An 18,324-nucleotide genomic window follows, 5' to 3' on the forward strand; every position below is an offset into this window, starting at 1 on the left:
ATTCAATTACGACATCCGCCACGCAAAAACAGTCATTCACGTTGCTCGCGCTCATGCCTGCCCGCCTCCCTGCCGATACACCCGGGCAGACGTCCTTTCGCGTGCGGAGCCCCCATGAAATTCAAGTCGATCCAGTTTTCCGTGGCGGCCCTTGCCGGCGCCATTGTCCTTAGTGTCGTGGCCGCGCTGGTGGTGTACGCGCTGTTTTCCGGCGCCCGCACGCAAGACATGGTCCAGGAGCGGACCCAGGCCCAATTCGAGCAAGTCATCGAACAACGCCTGACCTCCCTGGCACAAACCCAGGTCAGCCAGATCCAGCGTGAACTCGAAGCGCCGCTGCTGATTGCCGGTGGGTTGGTGCGGGTCAACGCCCTGATCGGCACACCGGGCGCCGATGGCCAGCCTTCGCTGAGCCTCAGCCGCGAGCAACTGATCGGCCTGATCAAGGAAAACGTGGTCAAGAACCCGAAAATCCTCGGCACCTACATCGGTTGGGAAAAAGACGCCCTGGATCACAACGACGCGGCCTATGTCGGCACCCAGGTAGCCGGCATCGACGCAGCCAACGGGCGTTTCCTGCCTTGGTGGTTCCGCAACGACGACGGCACCCTGGGCTTGGACAAGCTGGTGGACGTCGACGACCAGAAGACCCTGTCCACCGGCGTGCGCGCCAGCGAGTACTACCTGTGCTCGAAAGAAAGCAAAAAATCCTGCGTGATCGACCCAGCGCCTTACAAGGTCGGCGACAAGATCGTCATGCTCGCCTCCTTTATTGAACCGATCATGCTCAACGGTGCCTTCCAGGGCATCGTCGGCGCCGACCTGTCGGTGAACTTCATTCAGGAAATGCTCCTGGGCGCCAACCACAAGCTTTATGGCGGTGCCGGGGAAATGACCCTGATCGGCGGCAATGGCCGGATCGTTGCCTACACCAAGGATCCGAGCAAATTCGGCGAGAAGGTCAGCGACATCCTCGACAGCAAGCAGATTGCCAACATGGCCAATCTCAAGCGCGGCGAAGTCACCTACAGCGTCGACAAGGCCCAGGGCCGGATCGAGCTGTACCTGCCTTTCGGCATCGGCCAGACCGACGCCCGCTGGACCCTGATGCTGCAATTGCCGCTGAACGCGGTGATGGCGGACCTGCAGAAACTCCAGGGCGACCTGGACGCACAGCGCAAATCCGACACCTTCGGCATGGCGATGGTCGGCCTGGTGATTGCCGCGATCGGCTTGCTGGTGATCTGGCTGGTGGGCCATGGCATCGCCCGCCCACTCAAACAGATGGTGGCCATGCTCGACGATATCGCCCAGGGCGAAGGTGACCTGACCCGGCGCCTCACCAGCGACCGCGCCGATGAGCTGGGCTCGATCGCCAAAGGTTTCAACACTTTCCTGGCCAAGTTGCAGGCAATGATCACCCAGGTGGTGACGTCGGTGCAGAGCGTCAGCGACTCGTCGGAACACACCGCCGACATCGCCATCCGCACCAACACCGGCGTGCACAAGCAGATGGCCGAGATCGATCAGGTGGCCACCGCCGTGCAGGAGATGACCGCCACCGCCCAGGACGTGGCGCGCAACGCGACCCAGGCCGCACAGGCCGCCAGCCATGCCGACCAGGCCGCCAGCCAGGGCATGCAGATCGTGCGCGACACCTCGAACTCGATCGGCGCGCTCGCCGTGGAAATCGGCCGGGCCGTGGGCGTGGTGCAAACCCTGGCCAAGGACAGCGAAAACATCAACGCCATCCTCACCGCCATTCGCGGGATCGCCGAGCAGACCAACCTGCTGGCCTTGAACGCGGCCATCGAAGCCGCCCGCGCCGGTGAACAGGGCCGAGGTTTTGCCGTGGTGGCCGACGAGGTGCGCAACCTTGCGCAGAAGACGCAAAAGGCTACCGAAGAAATCCAGGCCATGATCCAGCAGCTGCAACAGGGCACGCGGGATGTGGTGCGGGTCATGGAAGACAGCCAGAACCGCACGGACGAAAGCGTGCAGCACGCGGCCAAGGCTGCCGAAGCGCTGGAAACCATTACCCAGGCGGTGTCGGTGATCAACGACATGAACACCCAGATCGCCAGCGCCGCCGAAGAGCAAAGTGCGGTGGCGGACGATATCAACCGCAACGTGATCAACATCGGGCAAGTGGCCAATGAGGTGGCAAGTGGCGCGGATGAGTCGAGTGCGGCCAGTGCGGATCTGACCAAACTGGCCGAGCAGCAGCGGCGGTTGATCAATCAGTTCAGGGTTTGATCCGAGGGCCCCATCGCTGGCAAGCCAGCTCCCACAGGTTTTGTGAACTCCATAGATCCCTGTGGGAGCGGGCTTGCCCGCGATGGGGCCGGTTCAGCCAGCCAATTACTCAACCCGGAGTGAGACACTCCGGCCCATTGAGCTTCGGATCATTGACCATGTTGGCCAACACCCGCTCGCGCAATGCGGCAGGTTCACTGGCCAGCAATGCCTGCAACGCATGCAAGGGCGTCTCGGGATCCAGCCACGCGGCCTGCCCCGCCTCATCAAGAATCAACGGTCGCCGCTGGCTCGCCGCCGGCTGGGTGATCACCGCGGTACTCAGCCACACCTGCTCTTGCACCGGATACGCCTCCCAGATCGCCGCAAAAAACAGCGACGAGCCCTCCCCCGGCGTCAGCCAGTACGGGCGCTTGTGCGTCGTGCCGCGCCATTCGTAGAAACCATTGGCCGGCAACAGGCAGCGACGCTCGCGCAAGGCCTGGCGAAACATTGGCTGTTCGGCAACGGTTTCGGCACGGGCATGGGCCGGGGTGCGGGACAGATCGGTCAGCCAGGGCGGGGTCAACCCCCAGCGGGCGCGGGCCAGCGAGCGCTGACCGTCAGGCTCGGCCCGCAGCATCAACACCGAATCGTTGGGGGAAATGTTCCACTGCGCCTGCTGGTCGGCGGGAAAACCGGGCAGCGCCGCAAAGGCGGGGTTCCAGCGAAACAGGGCATAACGTCCACACATGGGGCAACACGACTCTTGATCAAACGAACGCCAGCCTAACAGACCAACGTGCCGGGATAGCTGTCCGGTTCATCGCCAGACAGCGGCAGCGCTGCATTGTACGCGGTGATCAGCTCGCGGGCGTATTCGGCCTGGTCGTTATCGACCGACAGCCCGAGCAGGCCATAGATCGGCAACTCGCCGCTGCCCCCGAGCAAGTCACGGCCCACCAGATGCGCCTCGATACCCTCGCTGGCGAGCATGCCTTGCAGCAACTCGCCTTCCATCAGGTTTTCCGGGTCGTAGATGCGCTGCATACACGCTCCTCACTCATTTTCGCTGAAGACTTCGAGATGCCATTCATCTTCATGAACCTGCAATACGAAGGTTATCGGCCTGCAGCACACCTGACAGTCCTCAATATAGGTCTGATCCCCACCGGACAGATCCAGTGAGGTCTCGACTTCCTCCCCACAATACGGACATTCATAAACTGCGCTTTCCAGCATCGCGGTCTCCCAGGTGACTTGTGCGTATAATCGCCGGTCTATTTGCAGGGCTATTTTTGTCTGGCTACTTTTTCAGACCGTGCCCCGCCGGTTTTCTATCAGAACCTTTACTTACCCTAGCCGTTTCTAACAAGAGAGCATGATGGGCGAATTCGATGCCATCCGACCTTACGACGACAGCGAAGTCCCAGCGGTGCTGGATCGGCTGCTTGGCGACAAGGCGTTTCTAGATATCCTCACCCACTTCCGCTTCCCGCGTTTCGCCGGCGCTTTAGGCTGGGCGCTCAAACCTCTTATAGCCCATCGGCTACGCCGTGAGTTTGCCGGCGTGACCTGTGTGGCCACGTTACAGGACAAAGTCGAGGTTTACGTCGACCACACCATCGAACGCGCCACCGACGGTGTCACCTATACCGGGGTGGAGCAATTCAAGTCCGGCAGTGCCTACCTGTTCATCGCCAACCACCGCGATATCGTGATGGACCCGGCCTTCGTCAACTACGCCGTGTACCACGCCGGCCTGCCGACCCCGCGCATCGCCATTGGCGACAACCTGCTGCAAAAGCCATTCGTCAGCGACCTGATGCGCCTGAACAAGAGCTTCATCGTGCACCGCTCGATCAGCGGACGCCGGGAGAAAATGGCGGCTTATCAACTGTTGTCGGCGTACATCAACCACTCGATCCGCAACGATTGCGCGTCGATCTGGATCGCCCAGGCCGAGGGCCGCGCCAAGGACGGTGACGACCGTACCGAATCGGCGATCCTCAAGATGTTCCACATGAGCCGCAAGGACGAGCCGTTCGGCGAGGTCATTCAGTCGCTGAACCTGACCCCGGTGTCGATCAGCTATGAATACGACCCGTGCGATCAGGCCAAGGCCCGCGAGCTTTACATCCGCGCCACCACCGGCAGCTACACCAAGGTGCCGGGCGAGGATGACGTGAGCATCGCCAAGGGCATCACCGGCTACAAGGGCCGGGTGCATGTGAACTTTGCCGCGCCGATCAGCGAACTGTTCGAAGACACCAAGCAATTGGCCGTCGAGATGGACAAGCAGATCCTCAGCGGGTACCGCTTGTTCCCGGTGCACTACCTGGCTTACGCGCAGTGGAAAGACGCTGATCCACAGCTGCAGGTACCGACCGCTGCGCAAGTGTTCCCGGCCGAGGAACTGGCCAAGGCCCAGGAAGAATGGCAACGCCGCCTGGACGCCTGCCCTGAAGAGCATCGTCCGTTCCTGGTGCTGCAATATGCGACGCCGGTGCGCAATCAGTACCGGGTGAAGGCAGGGTTGCCGCTGTAAGCGGTTTTTGCCAGATGTGAAAACGGCGCCCTTGAGGCGCCGTTTTTGTATCTGTTCATCACAGGTTTTGCGGTAATTCAGACTTGAGTGCTGATCCACGACACCAGCAACGCCAACCCCATGCAGGCAAAACCGAAGATGTAGAAAAACCGGTTCATGCGCAAGGTCGCCCAATCCAGCGTGGGCTCTACGTTGGGGCTGCTCTGGCGCTGCGCCTGCAAGCTGGCCATCGCGCGCAGTTCACGACGTCGGGTGGCGTGCAGCAACCAGCCGCCCGGAAAGGCAAACAGCAAGGCCAGCAGATTGATCAATTTGGCGGGATGGGCGGTAAACAGCGTCATCAAGTGCAGCGACATCACAAACCTCAGGCAAAACAGGCGTGGCAGGTGCCGGACCGGCGACCGCGGCGCGGATTCTACCGAAAGCCTGCGTCCCTGCCCTCTGTTTCCGACAAATAACGAAGCAATTGATCAATGGCTGTCCTGCGTCACGGCTTCGTCATCTGAATCGGCGACCATGCGCGCCTCGAAACCGACACGGACTCCGTCATGCTCCACGCCGAAAACCAGGATCGTCTCTACCTCATCACCCCCAGCGAAGAACAACAGGCCCTCGTCGGCAGCCTAGCTTTCAACGTTCAGGACCGCCATTGGCTGGTGTATTGCGCCCTGGGCGGGCATCAACATGCGGATTTGCCGGAAACGGATTGGCTCACGGGTGTGAGTGTGCTGGACTTTTACTCGCAGGCGGCCTGACACCAACGCCCCCCCTGTAGGAGCGAGCCTGCTCGCGATGGTCGTTAACGATTACGCGGGGAATCTGATACCCCACGGCGCCCTCAAGTCCATCGCGAGCAGGCTCGCTCCTACAGGGGCTCGCATTATTCGCCGAGAATCTGACCCACGGTCGGATCCTTGAACAGGCGGGTCAACGCATCGCTCAGCACATCGCTGACCAGCTTGGTGTTGGTTTCCTGGTTCGGCGCCATACCGAAACGCTGGTCCAGGGACGAACCATAACGGCCGCTGTAGCGACGGTTGCCGTTCTGTACATCGGAGCGGAAGGTCGCGCCGATGGTGGCTTCAGTCACGTACATGCCTTCCTTGGGCGATTGGTACTTCAGCTCTGCCAGGGTCACGGTCAGTTGCGGAGCATTCATGGCGTTGTTCGTCGGGGTAAAGCCCAACAGACGCACCGCGGCTTCAGCCTGGGCCTGCAACTTCGGCAGAATCTGCGCGCCCTGCACGGTGATCGCGCTGGTCTCCGGGTACAGGCCGCCACGGGTGCCCAGCGTCGGCGACGGGCGACCGTCCACTACGCGCACCACGACGGGCTGACCATGGCCGACCGGGGCCAGTTGAGTGGTCAGCTTGGGTTCCGGGCTCAGTTGTTGCGGGCTGTGGGCGCAGCCAACCAGGGTCAAACTGGTCACAGTGATCAAACCGAACAACAGGCGTTGCAACATGCTCATCTCTCCAGAATCAGGCACAAAACAGGCCGGCAGTATAGCGGTGCGCCACTGCGGGGAACCAGCACCTCACAGTGTTTGATGAAATCTCTGACAACCCTTGGGGTTTGCGGTTCATGTCACACAGATGTCACCACTCATACACTTGCGCGTAACGGCCTACAGGCAACCTTCTCGAAAGTCACCCACACGGTACTCCGCCATGCGCCATCTGATCTCGCTGTTCGCGCCACGCCCGCTGCACCGCTGCTTCGCCCTGCTCGACCGCAACGGCCACTGCCAGGCCTTCAAGCAGTGCAGCCTCCAGCCCATGGGCGATGGCTGGGTCGAAATCGAAGAAATCCGCCTGAACTGGCTGAATCAGCCGCTGCCGGCCGGCGCTCGTGTCGTTCCGCAGCCGCACCAGCCACGCTCGCGGGCACAACAACTGCTGACGACCTGACCAAAGACCTAATAAAAGTCATCAAACACGACCATTTCCCTGCGTTTCTTAGATACAATCTCCCCCCGATTATAAGGACGTCTCCTGATCGGGCCTCGCAGCATCGTCAATGCGCTTGTATTGACACCCCGCACCGCCCACAGAGAGCCGCCCACACAGATCGAGTGAAGCTGGCGCGCTTGCTGTTTTGTTGAGCAAAACCTCCACTTTTCGCGAATCTGCAGAGCTGTCATTACGCTCGGTCACTGAGCTGTCTGCCCGTTTTTCGGGCACGGTGCCAGGCTGGGACAGCCCTTTTTGAGGTTCACGTCTTCAAAAGAGCGTGAAAAAAACGGGTTTTCACAACTTCACAAGAGTGTGGCGAGCAAATGAATAGTTTTGCGTCTGAACATGCACCATTAGCGTCTACAACAGCCCAACGACACAGGACCGAGTATTCCTCGAACACCGGAGCCTGAAGCCTGTCCGCTACGGATTTGGTTGCACAAACGGATGTATCGACCATAAGTCGAATTGCCTCCCGCGCGCTGAAATGAGTTCATATGGCTCATAGGCCCGGCAGGTAGCGTCCGTCGAAGTTGCGATAAATTGCGAAGATTCGGACATGGCGATACTGCCATGAGTTCGAGGGGCATCACTGACTCGCCCCGGAACGCCTGGCAGCCATGCCGTCAATTTGGTGCTGCAGATTTTGGAGACGCGTTAAATGGCGCATAACGAAGCAGTCGACGTAGTACTGGTAGGGGCCGGCATCATGAGCGCCACCCTCGCGGTACTGCTCAAAGAGCTCGACCCCGCGATCAAGCTGGAAGTCGTCGAGCTGATGGATTCCGGTGCCGCGGAGAGTTCCAACCCGTGGAACAACGCCGGTACCGGTCACGCCGGGCTGTGTGAGCTCAACTACACGCCGCAGGCCGCCGATGGCGCCGTCGACATCAAGAAAGCCGTGCTCATCAACACCCAGTTCGAGGTGTCGAAGCAGTTCTGGTCGTACCTGACCAAAAAAGGCACGTTCGGCTCGTGCAAATCGTTTATCAGCCCGGTGCCACACCTGAGCTTCGTGCAGGGCGACAGCGGCGTGTCCTTCCTCAAGGAACGCTTCAAGGTGCTGAGCAAGCACCACGCCTTCAACGACATGGAATACACCGAAGACAAGGCAACAATGGCAGAGTGGATGCCATTGATGATGCCTGGTCGCGACCCTGGCGAAACCCTGGCCGCCACCCGCGTGATCAATGGTACCGACGTCAACTTCGGCGCCCTGACCAACCAGTTGCTCAAGCACCTGACCAGCGCACCCGATGCCCAGGTCAAGTACTGCAAGCGCGTGACCGGCCTCAAGCGCAGCAACGGTGGCTGGACCGTCAGCATCAAGGACGTCAACAGCGGCAACACCCGTGAAGTCGACGCCAAATTCGTCTTCCTCGGCGCTGGCGGCGCGGCACTGCCGCTGCTGCAAGCCTCGGGCATCGAAGAAAGCAAAGGCTTCGGCGGTTTCCCGATCAGCGGCCAGTGGCTGCGTTGCGACAACCCGGAAGTGGTCAAGCACCACCAGGCCAAGGTCTACAGCCAGGCAGCCGTGGGTTCGCCGCCAATGTCCGTGCCGCACCTGGACACCCGCGTGGTCGAAGGCAAGAAGTCCCTGCTGTTCGGACCGTACGCCGGTTTCACCACCAAGTTCCTCAAGCACGGCTCCTTCATGGACCTGCCGATGTCGGTTCGCGCCGGCAACATCGGCCCGATGCTCGCCGTGGCGAAAAACAACATGGACCTGACCAAGTACCTGGTCAGCGAAGTGATGCAGTCGATGGAGCAGCGCCTGGATTCCCTGCGTCGCTTCTACCCTGAGGCGAAAGCCGAAGACTGGCGCCTGGAAGTGGCCGGCCAACGGGTGCAGATCATCAAGAAAGACCCGAAAAAAGGCGGCATCCTGCAATTCGGTACCGAACTGGTCGCGGCCAAGGACGGTTCCCTGGCGGCACTGCTCGGCGCTTCGCCGGGTGCATCGGTGACCGTTTCGATCATGCTCGAGCTGATCGAAAAGTGCTTCCCGAACCAGGCCAAGGGCGAATGGGCTGGCAAACTGGCAGAAATCTTCCCCGCCCGGGAAAAGGTTCTGGAAACCGACGCTGCGCTGTATCGCAAGATCAACACGCAGAACAACGTTGCCCTGGAACTGGTTGAAGCCAGCAGCGAGACCGAAAGCTACGCTTGATTCGGTGACATGAAAAACGCCCCGCTCCTGTAGGAGCCGGCTTGCTGGCGATGGTATCACCCCGGTGTATCTGACAGACCGAGGTGATGCCATCGCCAGCAAGCCGGCTCCTACAAGTTCGGGGCGTTTTTTTGCGCGTCTGAAAGATCTTAGCCGCGGGCTTTTTCGATCAGCTCGATGTAATCCGGCGCGTTGCGCTGATCCTTGATCAGGGCAACGAAGTCATTGCCGTGCTCATCCTTGCCATTCACGTCGTAACCCGCCTCGACGAAGAACGTCAGGAAACGCTCGAAATCGTCGATGCGCAGGCCACGGTAGGCCTTGACCAGTTTGTGCAGGGACGGAGAAGTCGCGTCGACCGGTTCGAAATCGAGGAACAACTTGATCTGCTCGTCGCCGATCTCGTCACCAATCACTTGTTTTTTATCTTTACGCATTGCCGACTCCAGCTCGCAGACATTTCACGGGGCGGGCAGTTTACCCCTGCGCAGGCTCAGGGCTCAACGCGCACGCGTGCTACCGGTGTGCAAGTCAGCCCAGACATGCCCATTGGCGTAGCTGAGAAACTGGCAATACACCGTGTCGTTGCGCAGCAAATCGATCACCACCCGGTATTGCGCCAGCGGGTAATAGAGGGTCAGGGTCTTGCTCGGCTGGTCGTAGACCGGCTTCTTCAGGCTTTTGCTCTCGCCGTCGAAGTTGACCAGCACCTGGCTGATGGTGGCGCCCTTGTTCAGGGACTTGCCCTTGAGGCGAATCATCAAAGGCGAAGTGACCGGAATCGGCTGTTGATTGGATTGACGCTGTGCGCCGACCACCACCGAATAATCGGTGACCTGCATCAGTTGCTGCTGTTCGGGAGCGGCATCGCGCAGCGTGAGATCGTCCGGCGGCAGGAATTGACCGTGCATGGGCGCGGGAGCGGCAGCCAATGGCAGGCTGAGGGTCAGCAACAGGGCAGCGCAGCAGCGGATCAACAGGTTCATGACGGGCTCCAGGGTGTGGAAGATCAATCGAACTGCGCGTGCATCCAGGCCTGATACTCGGCGACACCAGGCTCGCCTTCACGCGGCGCCCAATGGGCCAGTTCACCCTCGCCGACCGGACGGTAAGGACCAGCCTTGCATTCGAACATCAGGCTGTCGGCCTCCAGCACCACCAAACCGTGGAACACACCGGTTGGCAGGTCCACGCCAACACAGTCCCCACCGGCCTGCAGCACGGTCTTGCTCAGCACCGCACCGGTCTCATCGAAGATCAGCACGCCCAACCGGCCCTTGAGGACCAGCAGGGTTTCGGCCTTGTTGTCGCCCAAGTGCCGGTGAGGCGGGATATACGTGGACGGCTGCAGCCCCACCGCCATGCGATGGCAAGCGTCTTCCATCTGGTGGAAGTTGTGATGCTGGCGCCCGCGAGGACTGGCCGCGGCTTTCCCGGCCAGCTCGGCGAACAAGGTCTGATCCAGAAAGCGAGGCGTATCCATGTCTTACATTCCTTTAACGGCGAAAATACCGTTGGCGTTACGCCAGTAGCCTTTGTAGTCCATGCCGTAACCGAAGATGTAGCGGTCGATGCATGGCAGGCCGACGAAATCGGCCTTCAGGTCTGGACGAGCCTTGCGGTCGTGGTCTTTGTCGATCAGCACGGCAGTGTGCACTTTACGTGCGCCAGCGTGTTTGCAGAAGTCGATGATCGCGCCCAGGGTGTGACCTTCGTCGAGGATGTCGTCGATGATCAGCACGTCGCGGTCGATGAACGAAACTTCCGGTTTGGCCTTCCAGAACAGCTCGCCGCCGCTGGTTTCGTTGCGATAACGGGTCGCGTGCAGATAGGACGCTTCCAGCGGGAACTGCAAATGGGTGAGCAGCTTGCCGGCGAAAATCAGGCCGCCGTTCATCACGCAGAACACCACCGGGTTGCTGTCCGCCAGTTCATCGTTGATGTGTGCACCGACGCGGGCGATGGCCGCCTCGACTTCAGCTTCGGTGTACAGGCAGTCAGCCTCTCGCATGATTTGACGGATATGCTCGAGATCAGCGGACATGGCGCTCTCCAGGGGGGGACGGATTCAGGAAAAGCGGGCAAAGGTACGCATCCAGCGAGGCCAGATCAAGCGTTTGTGGACTAACGTACTGTATGTCTATAGGACAACACCCTCGGATAGATTAATCTAGGCCGGTTTTTTTGCCCGCCGCCGGAGCCTTTCCCCATGCCCATCCATGAGATCCGCCACCCGCTGATCCGTCATAAACTTGGCCTTATGCGCCGCGCAGACATCAGCACGAAGAATTTCCGTGAGCTCGCTCAGGAAGTCGGCGCCCTGCTGACCTACGAAGCCACCAAAGACCTGCCGCTGGAATCCTACGATATCGAAGGCTGGTGCGGCACTGTGTCGGTCGAGAAAATCGCCGGCAAGAAAATCACCGTGGTGCCGATCCTGCGTGCCGGCATCGGTATGCTCGAAGGTGTGCTCAGCCTGATCCCGGGCGCCAAGGTCAGCGCCGTGGGCGTGGCCCGCAACGAGGAAACCCTCGAGGCCCACACCTACCTCGAGAAACTGGTACCGGAAATCGACGAACGCCTGGCCATGATCATCGACCCGATGCTCGCCACCGGCGGCTCGATGGTTGCCACCATCGACCTGCTGAAAAAAGCCGGCTGCAAGGACATTCGCGCCATGGTGCTGGTCGCCGCGCCGGAAGGCATTGCCGTGGTCGAGAAAGCTCACCCGGACGTGATCATCTACACCGCGTCCATTGATCAGAAACTGAACGAACACGGTTACATCATCCCAGGGGCTGGGCGATGCCGGTGACAAGATCTTCGGCACCAAGCAGAAGGACGCGTGACCATGCAGCAAGAGTTCAACGATCCGCTCTGGCGCACGGTACTGTCGGGTGCACAGATGCTGTTCGTGGCCTTCGGCGCCCTGGTGTTGATGCCGCTGATTACCGGCCTCGACCCCAACGTGGCGCTGTTCACGGCCGGCCTGGGGACGATCCTGTTCCAGATCGTCACCGGGCGTCAGGTGCCGGTGTTCCTGGCATCGAGCTTTGCCTTCATCACCCCGATCATTCTCGCCAAGGGCCAGTTCGGCCTGGCCGCGACCATGGGCGGCGTAATGGCGGCGGGTTTCGTCTACACCTTCCTCGGCCTCGCGGTAAAAATCAAAGGCACCGGTTTCATCGACCGCCTGCTGCCGCCGGTGGTGATCGGGCCGGTGATCATTTCGATTGGCCTGGCCATGGCGCCGATTGCCGCCAACATGGCCATGGGCAAGGCCGGTGATGGCAGCGAACTGATTCATTACCAGACGGCGATGATGATCTCGATGCCGGCGCTGCTGACCACGCTGATCGTCGCGGTTTTCGGCAAGGGCATTTTCCGCCTGGTGCCGATCATCTCCGGCGTGCTGGTCGGTTTCGGCATGGCGTTCTATTTCGGCGTGGTCGATACCGCGAAGATCGCTGCGGCACCCTGGTTCGCCATCCCGCACTTCACCGCGCCGGAATTCAACTGGCAGGCGATCCTGTTCATCGTTCCGGTGGCCCTGGCCCCGGCCATCGAACACATCGGCGGCGTGATTGCCGTGGGTAGCGTGACCGGACGCGATTACCTGAAGAAACCCGGCCTGCACCGCACCCTGCTCGGCGACGGCATTGCCACCACGGCGGCCGGTCTGTTCGGCGGCCCGCCCAACACCACCTACGCCGAAGTGACTGGCGCGGTGATGCTGACCAAGAACTACAACCCGAAAATCATGACCTGGGCGGCGATCTTCGCCATCAGCCTGGCGTTCATCGGCAAGTTCGGCGCGCTGCTGCAAAGCATTCCGGTGCCGGTAATGGGCGGGATTCTGTGCCTGTTGTTCGGTTCGATTGCGGCGGTGGGGATGAACACGCTGATCCGCCACAAGATCGATCTGGGCGAGGCGCGCAACCTGGTGATCGTGTCGGTGACCCTGGTGTTCGGGATCGGCGGCGTGCTGATCGGCACCGGCACCGGCCCGGACGATTTCGGCCTCAAGGGCATCGCGCTGTGCGCGGTGGTGGCGATCGGCTTGAACCTGCTCCTGCCGGGCAATGACAGCTGGAAGCACAAGAAGGCGGATGAGCCGCTGATCTAAGCAGGCTCAGATTCTTCGTTGACTGAAAGACCCTCTTCGCGAGCAGGCTCGCTCCCACAGTTTTGGAATGCATTTCCCTGTGGGAGCGAGCCTGCTCGCGAAGCTTTTTAAAGCGCCAAAGGTGCTCGCTCGCACAATGTACTCAACGCCCGCGCCCAATGCGCGTCATCGTTGAGGCACGGCACCAGCACCAGGTCCTCTCCCCCCGCTTCGCGGAACTGTTCCTTGCCGCGATCACCGATCTCTTCCAGGGTCTCGATGCAATCGGCAACGAACGCCGGGCACATCACCAGAATCTTTTTCACCCCACTTTTGGCCAACTCATCGAGGCGCGCCTCGGTGTAGGGTTCGATCCATTTGGCGCGCCCCAGGCGCGACTGGAACGACACCGACCACCTGTCCTCCGGCAACCCCAAACGCTTGGCGACCTCTGCCGCCGTACGCAGGCATTGGCCGCGATAACAGGTGGCGACCACCTCGGGTGGCGCTCCGGCGCAGCAATCACCGCCGCCCTCGAAGCTGTGCCCGGGGTTGAGCTTCTTCAGATGCCGTTCCGGCAAGCCATGAAAACTCATCAGCAAGTGATCGAAGTCCTGCTGCAAATGCGGCCGGGTCGTGGCCGCCAGCGCATCCAGGTACTCGGGTTGATCGTAGAACGGCTGGAGCACCGACAACTGCACGTTGAGGTTTTTCTCGCGCACCACGCGCCTGGCCTCTTCGATGACCGTAGTCGTGGTGCTGTCGGCAAACTGAGGATAGAGCGGCGCCAGGGTGATTCGCCTGTGCCCCGCCGCAACCATCCGAACCAGCGTGGATTCAATCGACGGCTCGCCATAACGCATCGCCAGTTCGACCGGGCCGTGCTGCCATTGGCTGCTCATCGCTTGTTGCAGGCGACGGCTGAGCACCACCAGCGGCGAACCCTCGTCCCACCAGATCGAGGCATAGGCATGGGCCGATTGCTCGGGACGCTTGATCAGGATCAGCGACACCAGCAAGCGTCGAACCGGCCATGGCAGGTCGATCACATACGGGTCCATCAGAAATTGATTGAGGTAGCTGCGCACATCCGCCACCGAGGTGGAGGCAGGTGAACCCAGATTGACCAGAAGCAACGCGTGATCGGTCATGCAACGTCCTATTTCAAAGGCGACCGGACAGATCGTCCAGAGCCGCGCGCAAATCCATGAACTTAAAAGTGAAACCGGCCTGTAACAAACGCACCGGAGTCGCCCGCTGGCCGCCCAGCAACAACAGTGACAACTCGCCCAGCCCCACCTTCAATGCGAAGGCCGGCATCGGCATGAACGCCGGGCGATGCAGCACGCTGCCCAGCGTCTTGGCAAACTCGCGGTTGCGCACCGGTTTGGGCGCGCACGCATTATAGGGACCGCTGGACTCGTTGCGATGCAGAAGAAAATCAATCAGGGCGATTTGATCGTCGATATGAATCCACGGCATCCACTGCCGGCCGTTGCCGATCGGCCCTCCCAGGCCCAGTTTGAACGGCAGCAACAGCCGCGACAAAAAGCCGCCTTCCGCCGACAGCACCAAGCCGGTGCGGATGAGGATGACGCGAATGCCCAGTGCTTCAGCCCGCTGTGCAGTCTCTTCCCAGGCGATGCATAACTGGCTGGCGAAATCATCGATGACCGGTGGCGACTCTTCGGTCAACTCACGTTCGCCGCCGTCGCCATACCAACCGACGGCCGAACCGGAAATCAACACCCGTGGTTTCTGCTCGCGACTTTCGAGCCACGCCAGCAGGGTTTCAGTCAGCGTGATCCGGCTGCTCCACAACAAGGCTTTACGCTTGTGCGTCCACGGCCGATCGGCAATCGGTGCTCCGGCAAGATTGACGATGGCATCCACCGGCTCCTGCCCCAGATCCTCCAGCCGGGCAATTCCACGCACCTGGGCACCACATGTTTTCGCGACTTTTTCAGGCTGGCGACTCCAGACTGTCAGGCGATATCCCTGCCCCGACCAGTGCCGGCAAAGCTGACGTCCTATCAAACCAGTACCGCCGGTCAGCAATATGTGCATGACTTCTTCCTCGCGTGGCGTTTTACCCTGTCCATTAGTCTATTTTTATAAGCAGGGATCTTTGGTATCGAGCAGGCTCTATGTTTAACAATAGGCCAAGCTGTCAGATCGAGAACGCTAAAAGTTATACCAAAAAACAATATTGTACAGGTTTGAACCCCGGCGTAGTCTGTACAGAAAGGTAAACGAGGCCCCTATGACTGTACCTATCGCAATCATCGGCACCGGCATCGCCGGACTCTCCGCCGCCCAGGCCCTGACCGACCTCGGGCACGTGGTTCAACTTTTCGATAAAAGCCGTGGCAGCGGCGGTCGCATGTCGAGCAAACGCAGCGATGCGGGGGCTCTGGACATGGGCGCGCAATATTTCACCGCCCGCGACCGCCGCTTTGTCACCGAAGTCCAGCGCTGGCAGGCCAGAGGCTGGGTCGCCGAGTGGACGCCGCAGCTGTACACCTACCATGGCGGCCAGCTCAACCTGTCGCCGGACGAGCAGACCCGCTGGGTCGGCACGCCCCGCATGAGCGCCATTACCCGCGCCTTGCTCGGTGACCTTGAAGTGCATTTCGCCTGCCGGATCACCGAGGTCTATCGCGGTGAAGAGCACTGGCATCTGCAGGACGCCGAGGGCTTCACCCACGGCCCCTTCAGTCACGTGGTCATCGCCACGCCGGCCCCACAGGCCACGGCTTTGCTGGCATCGGCACCGAAACTCGCCGGCGCCGCGGCCGGGGTGAAAATGGACCCGACCTGGGCCATCGCCCTGGCCTTTGAAACACCGCTCGAAACCCCCATGGAAGGCTGCTTCGTGCAGGACAGCCCACTCGACTGGCTGGCCCGCAACCGCAGCAAACCCGGGCGCGACAACACCCTCGATACCTGGGTGCTGCACGCCACCAGCGCCTGGAGCCGCCAGCACATCGACTTGTCCAAGGAAGCGGTGATCGAACAGTTGCATGGCGCCTTCGCCGAGCTGTTGCACGATTCCATGCCCGCCCCCACCTTCAGCCTCGCCCACCGCTGGCTCTACGCTCGCCCCGCCAGCAGTCACGAATGGGGCACCCTGGCCGATGCCGACCTGGGGTTGTACGCCTGTGGTGACTGGTGCCTGTCCGGACGCGTCGAAGGGGCCTGGCTCAGCGGTCAGGAAGCCGCTCGTCGCTTGCATGAACACCTGCAGTAAAGGCATCGACCCGAGCAAATCGCTGCTGTCGCCATGGACAGCAGCCCGCCGAAAAACCTATACATAAAATTTGACTTGTACAACTTCGAATCTATGATGAAGTTATCTTGTACAAACCAGACGGCTTGTACAGGTCCAGATTCGAGGTGTTCCGATGCTCCACTCTCCCGCCAAACCGAAAATAGCCATCAGCGCCTGCCTGATGGGTCTCGACGTGCGTTACAACGGCGGGCACAAGGAATCGCGGTTGTGCAGCCGCACCCTCACTGACTACTTCGACTTCATCCCGGTCTGCCCTGAAGTGGCCATCGGCCTTGGCGTGCCCCGCCAACCGATTCGGCTGGTGGGCAGCGCGGATCAACCCGAAGCCGTGGGCACCCTCGATCACAGCCTTAACGTGACACAACAACTGAACACCTACGGCCGGGACATGGCAGCACAGTTGGGGGATATCTGCGGCTACATCTTCATGCAAAATTCCCCGTCCTGCGGCCTGGAGCGGGTCAAGGTCTACCACACCAACGGCACACGAGCGGACAGAGACGGGCGCGGCATCTACGCCCGGGCCTTCTGCCTGCTGCACCCGGACTTGCCGGTGGAGGAAGACGGCCGGCTCAACGATCCGGTGCTGCGGGAAAATTTCCTCACCCGTGTGTTCGCCTACAGCGCCTGGCAGCAACTGCGCCAGGCGGGCATGACCCGGCGCGGTCTCACGGACTTTCACTCGCGCTACAAATACCTGCTGATGGCCCACAACCCGGTGCAGTACAAAACCCTGGGCAACCTGCTGGGCAACATGGGCAAAACCGATCCGCAGGAACTGGGCCCCCGCTACTTCAGCGAACTGATGGCGGCGCTGAAAAAGTGCGCCACCCGCGGCACCCACACCAATGTCCTGCACCACCTCAGTGGCTACCTGAAACAGGCCATCAGCGGCGAAGACAAACAGGAAATGCAAGAGGTGATCAGCCAGTACCGCCGGGGCATCGTCCCGCTGGTGGTGCCGCTGACACTGCTCAAGCATCACTTGCGCCAACACCCCGATCCGTACATCGCACAGCAGGTCTACCTGCAGCCGCACCCGGAAAACCTCAGCCTGCGAAACGCTATCTAATGAAAAATGCACTCGACACCAGCGCCCGCGAAGATCTCGGCGACGACTTTAAAAAGGCGCTGGAGGAAGGCTGGCTGCCGATCCGCGAAGTGGCGCGGCAAACCGGGGTCAATGCCGTGACCTTGCGCGCCTGGGAGCGGCGCTACGGTCTGATCGTGCCGCATCGCACACCCAAGGGGCATCGGTTGTTCTCTGCCGAGCATGTAGAGCGCATCCAGACCATCCTCACCTGGCTCAACCGGGGCGTTGCCGTCAGCCAGGTCAAGCAATTGCTCGACACGCCGCAAGCCTTCAGCGATTGCGTCGACAACGATTGGCACGCCTTGCTGCAAACACTGCTGCAGGCGGTGAGCGGATTGCAGGAGCGAACCCTGGATGACAACGTCAATCAGGCGATGGCGTTGTATCCGCCGCGAACCCTGTGCGAGCAATTGCTGATGCCCTTGCTGGCCGCTCAGGAACAACGCTGGCAAGGCCAGTTCGGTGCACAGATGGAGCGCGTGTTTTTTTGTGCCTGGCTGCGCAGCAAATTCGGCGCACGCATCTACCATAACAATCGTCAGTTGCGCACCGCGCCGCTGCTGCTGATCAACCACTCGGACTTGCCCGTGGAACCGCATCTGTGGCTCACGGCCTGGCTGATCAGCAGCACCGATTGCCCGGTGGAAGTCTTCGACGGGCCGCTGCCTGTGGGTGAACTTGCATTGGCGGTCGAGCTGCTGCGACCCCGCGCTGTTTTGCTGTACTCCAGCAAGGCCATGAACCTGGCGCAACTGCCGAAACTTTTCAAAGGCGTCGGTTGCCCAAAAATGATTGCCGGACCAACGGTGTGCATCCACCACGCCGAGTTGTCCGTAAGCACTACCCAGATCGCTGATTTGTACCTGGCCGCCGATCCATTGTCGGCACACCAGGCACTCGTTCAGCGAGGGCTGATTTAAATGAAT

General features: G+C 60.8%; 20 protein-coding genes and 1 pseudogene. 10 read left to right on the forward strand and 11 right to left on the reverse strand.

The genetic code is table 11. The features are described 5' to 3' along the window. Window positions 1–114: 114 nt before the first annotated feature. A complete protein-coding gene (locus tag AB4O16_RS11600; RefSeq protein ID WP_460157761.1) occupies window positions 115–2,256 on the forward strand; it encodes a methyl-accepting chemotaxis protein in 2,142 nt (713 codons plus the stop codon). 109 nt (window positions 2,257–2,365) lie between these two features. On the opposite strand, the gene AB4O16_RS11605 is transcribed toward AB4O16_RS11600, so the two are convergent. The 3 genes from AB4O16_RS11605 to AB4O16_RS11615 are packed head-to-tail and all read right to left on the reverse strand — an operon-like array spanning window position 2,366 to window position 3,477. Beyond that, window positions 2,366–2,989, reverse strand: coding sequence for an SOS response-associated peptidase (locus tag AB4O16_RS11605; protein ID WP_460157762.1), 624 nt, complete (start codon window positions 2,987–2,989; stop codon window positions 2,366–2,368). Window positions 2,990–3,024: 35 nt separating this feature from the next. Next, window positions 3,025–3,285 carry a putative signal transducing protein gene (locus AB4O16_RS11610; protein WP_160390402.1) on the reverse strand — a complete coding sequence of 87 codons (261 nt, stop codon included), beginning with the start codon at window positions 3,283–3,285 and terminating at the stop codon, window positions 3,025–3,027. Window positions 3,286–3,294: 9 nt separating this feature from the next. Beyond that, a complete protein-coding gene (locus AB4O16_RS11615; RefSeq protein WP_160390403.1) occupies window positions 3,295–3,477 on the reverse strand; it encodes a CPXCG motif-containing cysteine-rich protein in 183 nt (60 codons plus the stop codon). 139 nt (window positions 3,478–3,616) lie between these two features. On the opposite strand from AB4O16_RS11615, the gene AB4O16_RS11620 reads away from it, so the two are divergent. Beyond that, on the forward strand, window positions 3,617–4,783 hold the full coding sequence (locus AB4O16_RS11620; RefSeq protein ID WP_460157763.1) for a 1-acyl-sn-glycerol-3-phosphate acyltransferase: 1,167 nt from the start codon (window positions 3,617–3,619) through the stop codon (window positions 4,781–4,783). Window positions 4,784–4,860: 77 nt separating this feature from the next. Here AB4O16_RS11620 and AB4O16_RS11625 read toward each other — a convergent pair whose 3' ends face one another. Continuing rightward, window positions 4,861–5,139 carry a hypothetical protein gene (locus AB4O16_RS11625; protein WP_160390405.1) on the reverse strand — a complete coding sequence of 93 codons (279 nt, stop codon included), beginning with the start codon at window positions 5,137–5,139 and terminating at the stop codon, window positions 4,861–4,863. A gap of 192 nt (window positions 5,140–5,331) precedes the next feature. On the opposite strand from AB4O16_RS11625, the gene AB4O16_RS11630 reads away from it, so the two are divergent. Further along, the gene (locus AB4O16_RS11630; RefSeq protein WP_460157764.1) at window positions 5,332–5,538 is read left to right on the forward strand and encodes a hypothetical protein; all 207 of its coding nucleotides are present in this window, start codon (window positions 5,332–5,334) and stop codon (window positions 5,536–5,538) included. Window positions 5,539–5,663: 125 nt separating this feature from the next. Here AB4O16_RS11630 and AB4O16_RS11635 read toward each other — a convergent pair whose 3' ends face one another. Then, complete coding sequence (locus AB4O16_RS11635) at window positions 5,664–6,248, reverse strand: YajG family lipoprotein (RefSeq protein WP_150715536.1); 585 nt, start codon at window positions 6,246–6,248, stop codon at window positions 5,664–5,666. Between the two features lie 205 nt (window positions 6,249–6,453). Between AB4O16_RS11635 and AB4O16_RS11640 the strand changes: the two genes are divergently transcribed. Both AB4O16_RS11640 and mqo read left to right on the forward strand, forming a co-directional pair. Beyond that, entirely contained in the window at window positions 6,454–6,693 is a 240-nt protein-coding gene (locus tag AB4O16_RS11640) for a hypothetical protein (RefSeq protein ID WP_460157765.1), read from the forward strand. 706 nt (window positions 6,694–7,399) lie between these two features. Then, the gene (gene mqo, locus AB4O16_RS11645) at window positions 7,400–8,908 is read left to right on the forward strand and encodes a malate dehydrogenase (quinone) (RefSeq protein ID WP_460157766.1); all 1,509 of its coding nucleotides are present in this window, start codon (window positions 7,400–7,402) and stop codon (window positions 8,906–8,908) included. Between the two features lie 149 nt (window positions 8,909–9,057). On the opposite strand, the gene AB4O16_RS11650 is transcribed toward mqo, so the two are convergent. The 4 genes from AB4O16_RS11650 to AB4O16_RS11665 form a co-directional block, all read right to left on the reverse strand. Further along, window positions 9,058–9,345 carry a PA4642 family protein gene (locus AB4O16_RS11650; protein ID WP_015096805.1) on the reverse strand — a complete coding sequence of 96 codons (288 nt, stop codon included), beginning with the start codon at window positions 9,343–9,345 and terminating at the stop codon, window positions 9,058–9,060. Window positions 9,346–9,408: 63 nt separating this feature from the next. Continuing rightward, complete coding sequence (locus AB4O16_RS11655; protein WP_460157767.1) at window positions 9,409–9,894, reverse strand: hypothetical protein; 486 nt, start codon at window positions 9,892–9,894, stop codon at window positions 9,409–9,411. Between the two features lie 23 nt (window positions 9,895–9,917). Beyond that, window positions 9,918–10,391: a WbuC family cupin fold metalloprotein gene (locus AB4O16_RS11660; RefSeq protein WP_160390408.1), complete on the reverse strand. Its 474-nt coding sequence runs from the start codon at window positions 10,389–10,391 to the stop codon at window positions 9,918–9,920. 3 nt (window positions 10,392–10,394) lie between these two features. Then, a complete protein-coding gene (locus AB4O16_RS11665) occupies window positions 10,395–10,952 on the reverse strand; it encodes a hypoxanthine-guanine phosphoribosyltransferase (protein WP_008060214.1) in 558 nt (185 codons plus the stop codon). A gap of 165 nt (window positions 10,953–11,117) precedes the next feature. Here AB4O16_RS11665 and upp point away from each other — a divergent pair. Together upp and AB4O16_RS11675 are read left to right on the forward strand one after the other, a co-directional pair. Further along, window positions 11,118–11,757 (forward strand): annotated as a pseudogene (gene upp, locus AB4O16_RS11670) (uracil phosphoribosyltransferase). A gap of 2 nt (window positions 11,758–11,759) precedes the next feature. Continuing rightward, entirely contained in the window at window positions 11,760–13,034 is a 1,275-nt protein-coding gene (locus AB4O16_RS11675) for a uracil-xanthine permease family protein (RefSeq protein WP_160390409.1), read from the forward strand. 107 nt (window positions 13,035–13,141) lie between these two features. On the opposite strand, the gene hemH is transcribed toward AB4O16_RS11675, so the two are convergent. Both hemH and AB4O16_RS11685 read right to left on the reverse strand, forming a co-directional pair. After that, the gene (gene hemH / locus AB4O16_RS11680; protein WP_160390410.1) at window positions 13,142–14,164 is read right to left on the reverse strand and encodes a ferrochelatase; all 1,023 of its coding nucleotides are present in this window, start codon (window positions 14,162–14,164) and stop codon (window positions 13,142–13,144) included. Between the two features lie 13 nt (window positions 14,165–14,177). Beyond that, window positions 14,178–15,080: a TIGR01777 family oxidoreductase gene (locus tag AB4O16_RS11685; protein WP_460157768.1), complete on the reverse strand. Its 903-nt coding sequence runs from the start codon at window positions 15,078–15,080 to the stop codon at window positions 14,178–14,180. Window positions 15,081–15,276: 196 nt separating this feature from the next. Between AB4O16_RS11685 and AB4O16_RS11690 the strand changes: the two genes are divergently transcribed. The 3 genes from AB4O16_RS11690 (at window position 15,277) to AB4O16_RS11700 (ending at window position 18,318) form a co-directional block, all read left to right on the forward strand. Further along, on the forward strand, window positions 15,277–16,263 hold the full coding sequence (locus AB4O16_RS11690) for an NAD(P)/FAD-dependent oxidoreductase (RefSeq protein WP_160390412.1): 987 nt from the start codon (window positions 15,277–15,279) through the stop codon (window positions 16,261–16,263). A 154-nt stretch (window positions 16,264–16,417) separates the two neighbouring features. Further along, on the forward strand, window positions 16,418–17,377 hold the full coding sequence (locus tag AB4O16_RS11695; RefSeq protein ID WP_460157769.1) for a YbgA family protein: 960 nt from the start codon (window positions 16,418–16,420) through the stop codon (window positions 17,375–17,377). Beyond that, window positions 17,377–18,318, forward strand: a complete 942-nt coding sequence (locus AB4O16_RS11700; RefSeq protein ID WP_160390414.1) for a MerR family transcriptional regulator — start codon at window positions 17,377–17,379, stop codon at window positions 18,316–18,318. Before AB4O16_RS11695 ends, AB4O16_RS11700 begins: the two co-directional genes overlap by 1 nt. The last annotated feature ends 6 nt before the right edge of the window (window positions 18,319–18,324 follow it).

The sequence above is a fragment of the Pseudomonas sp. S2_H10 genome, from assembly GCF_054668285.1.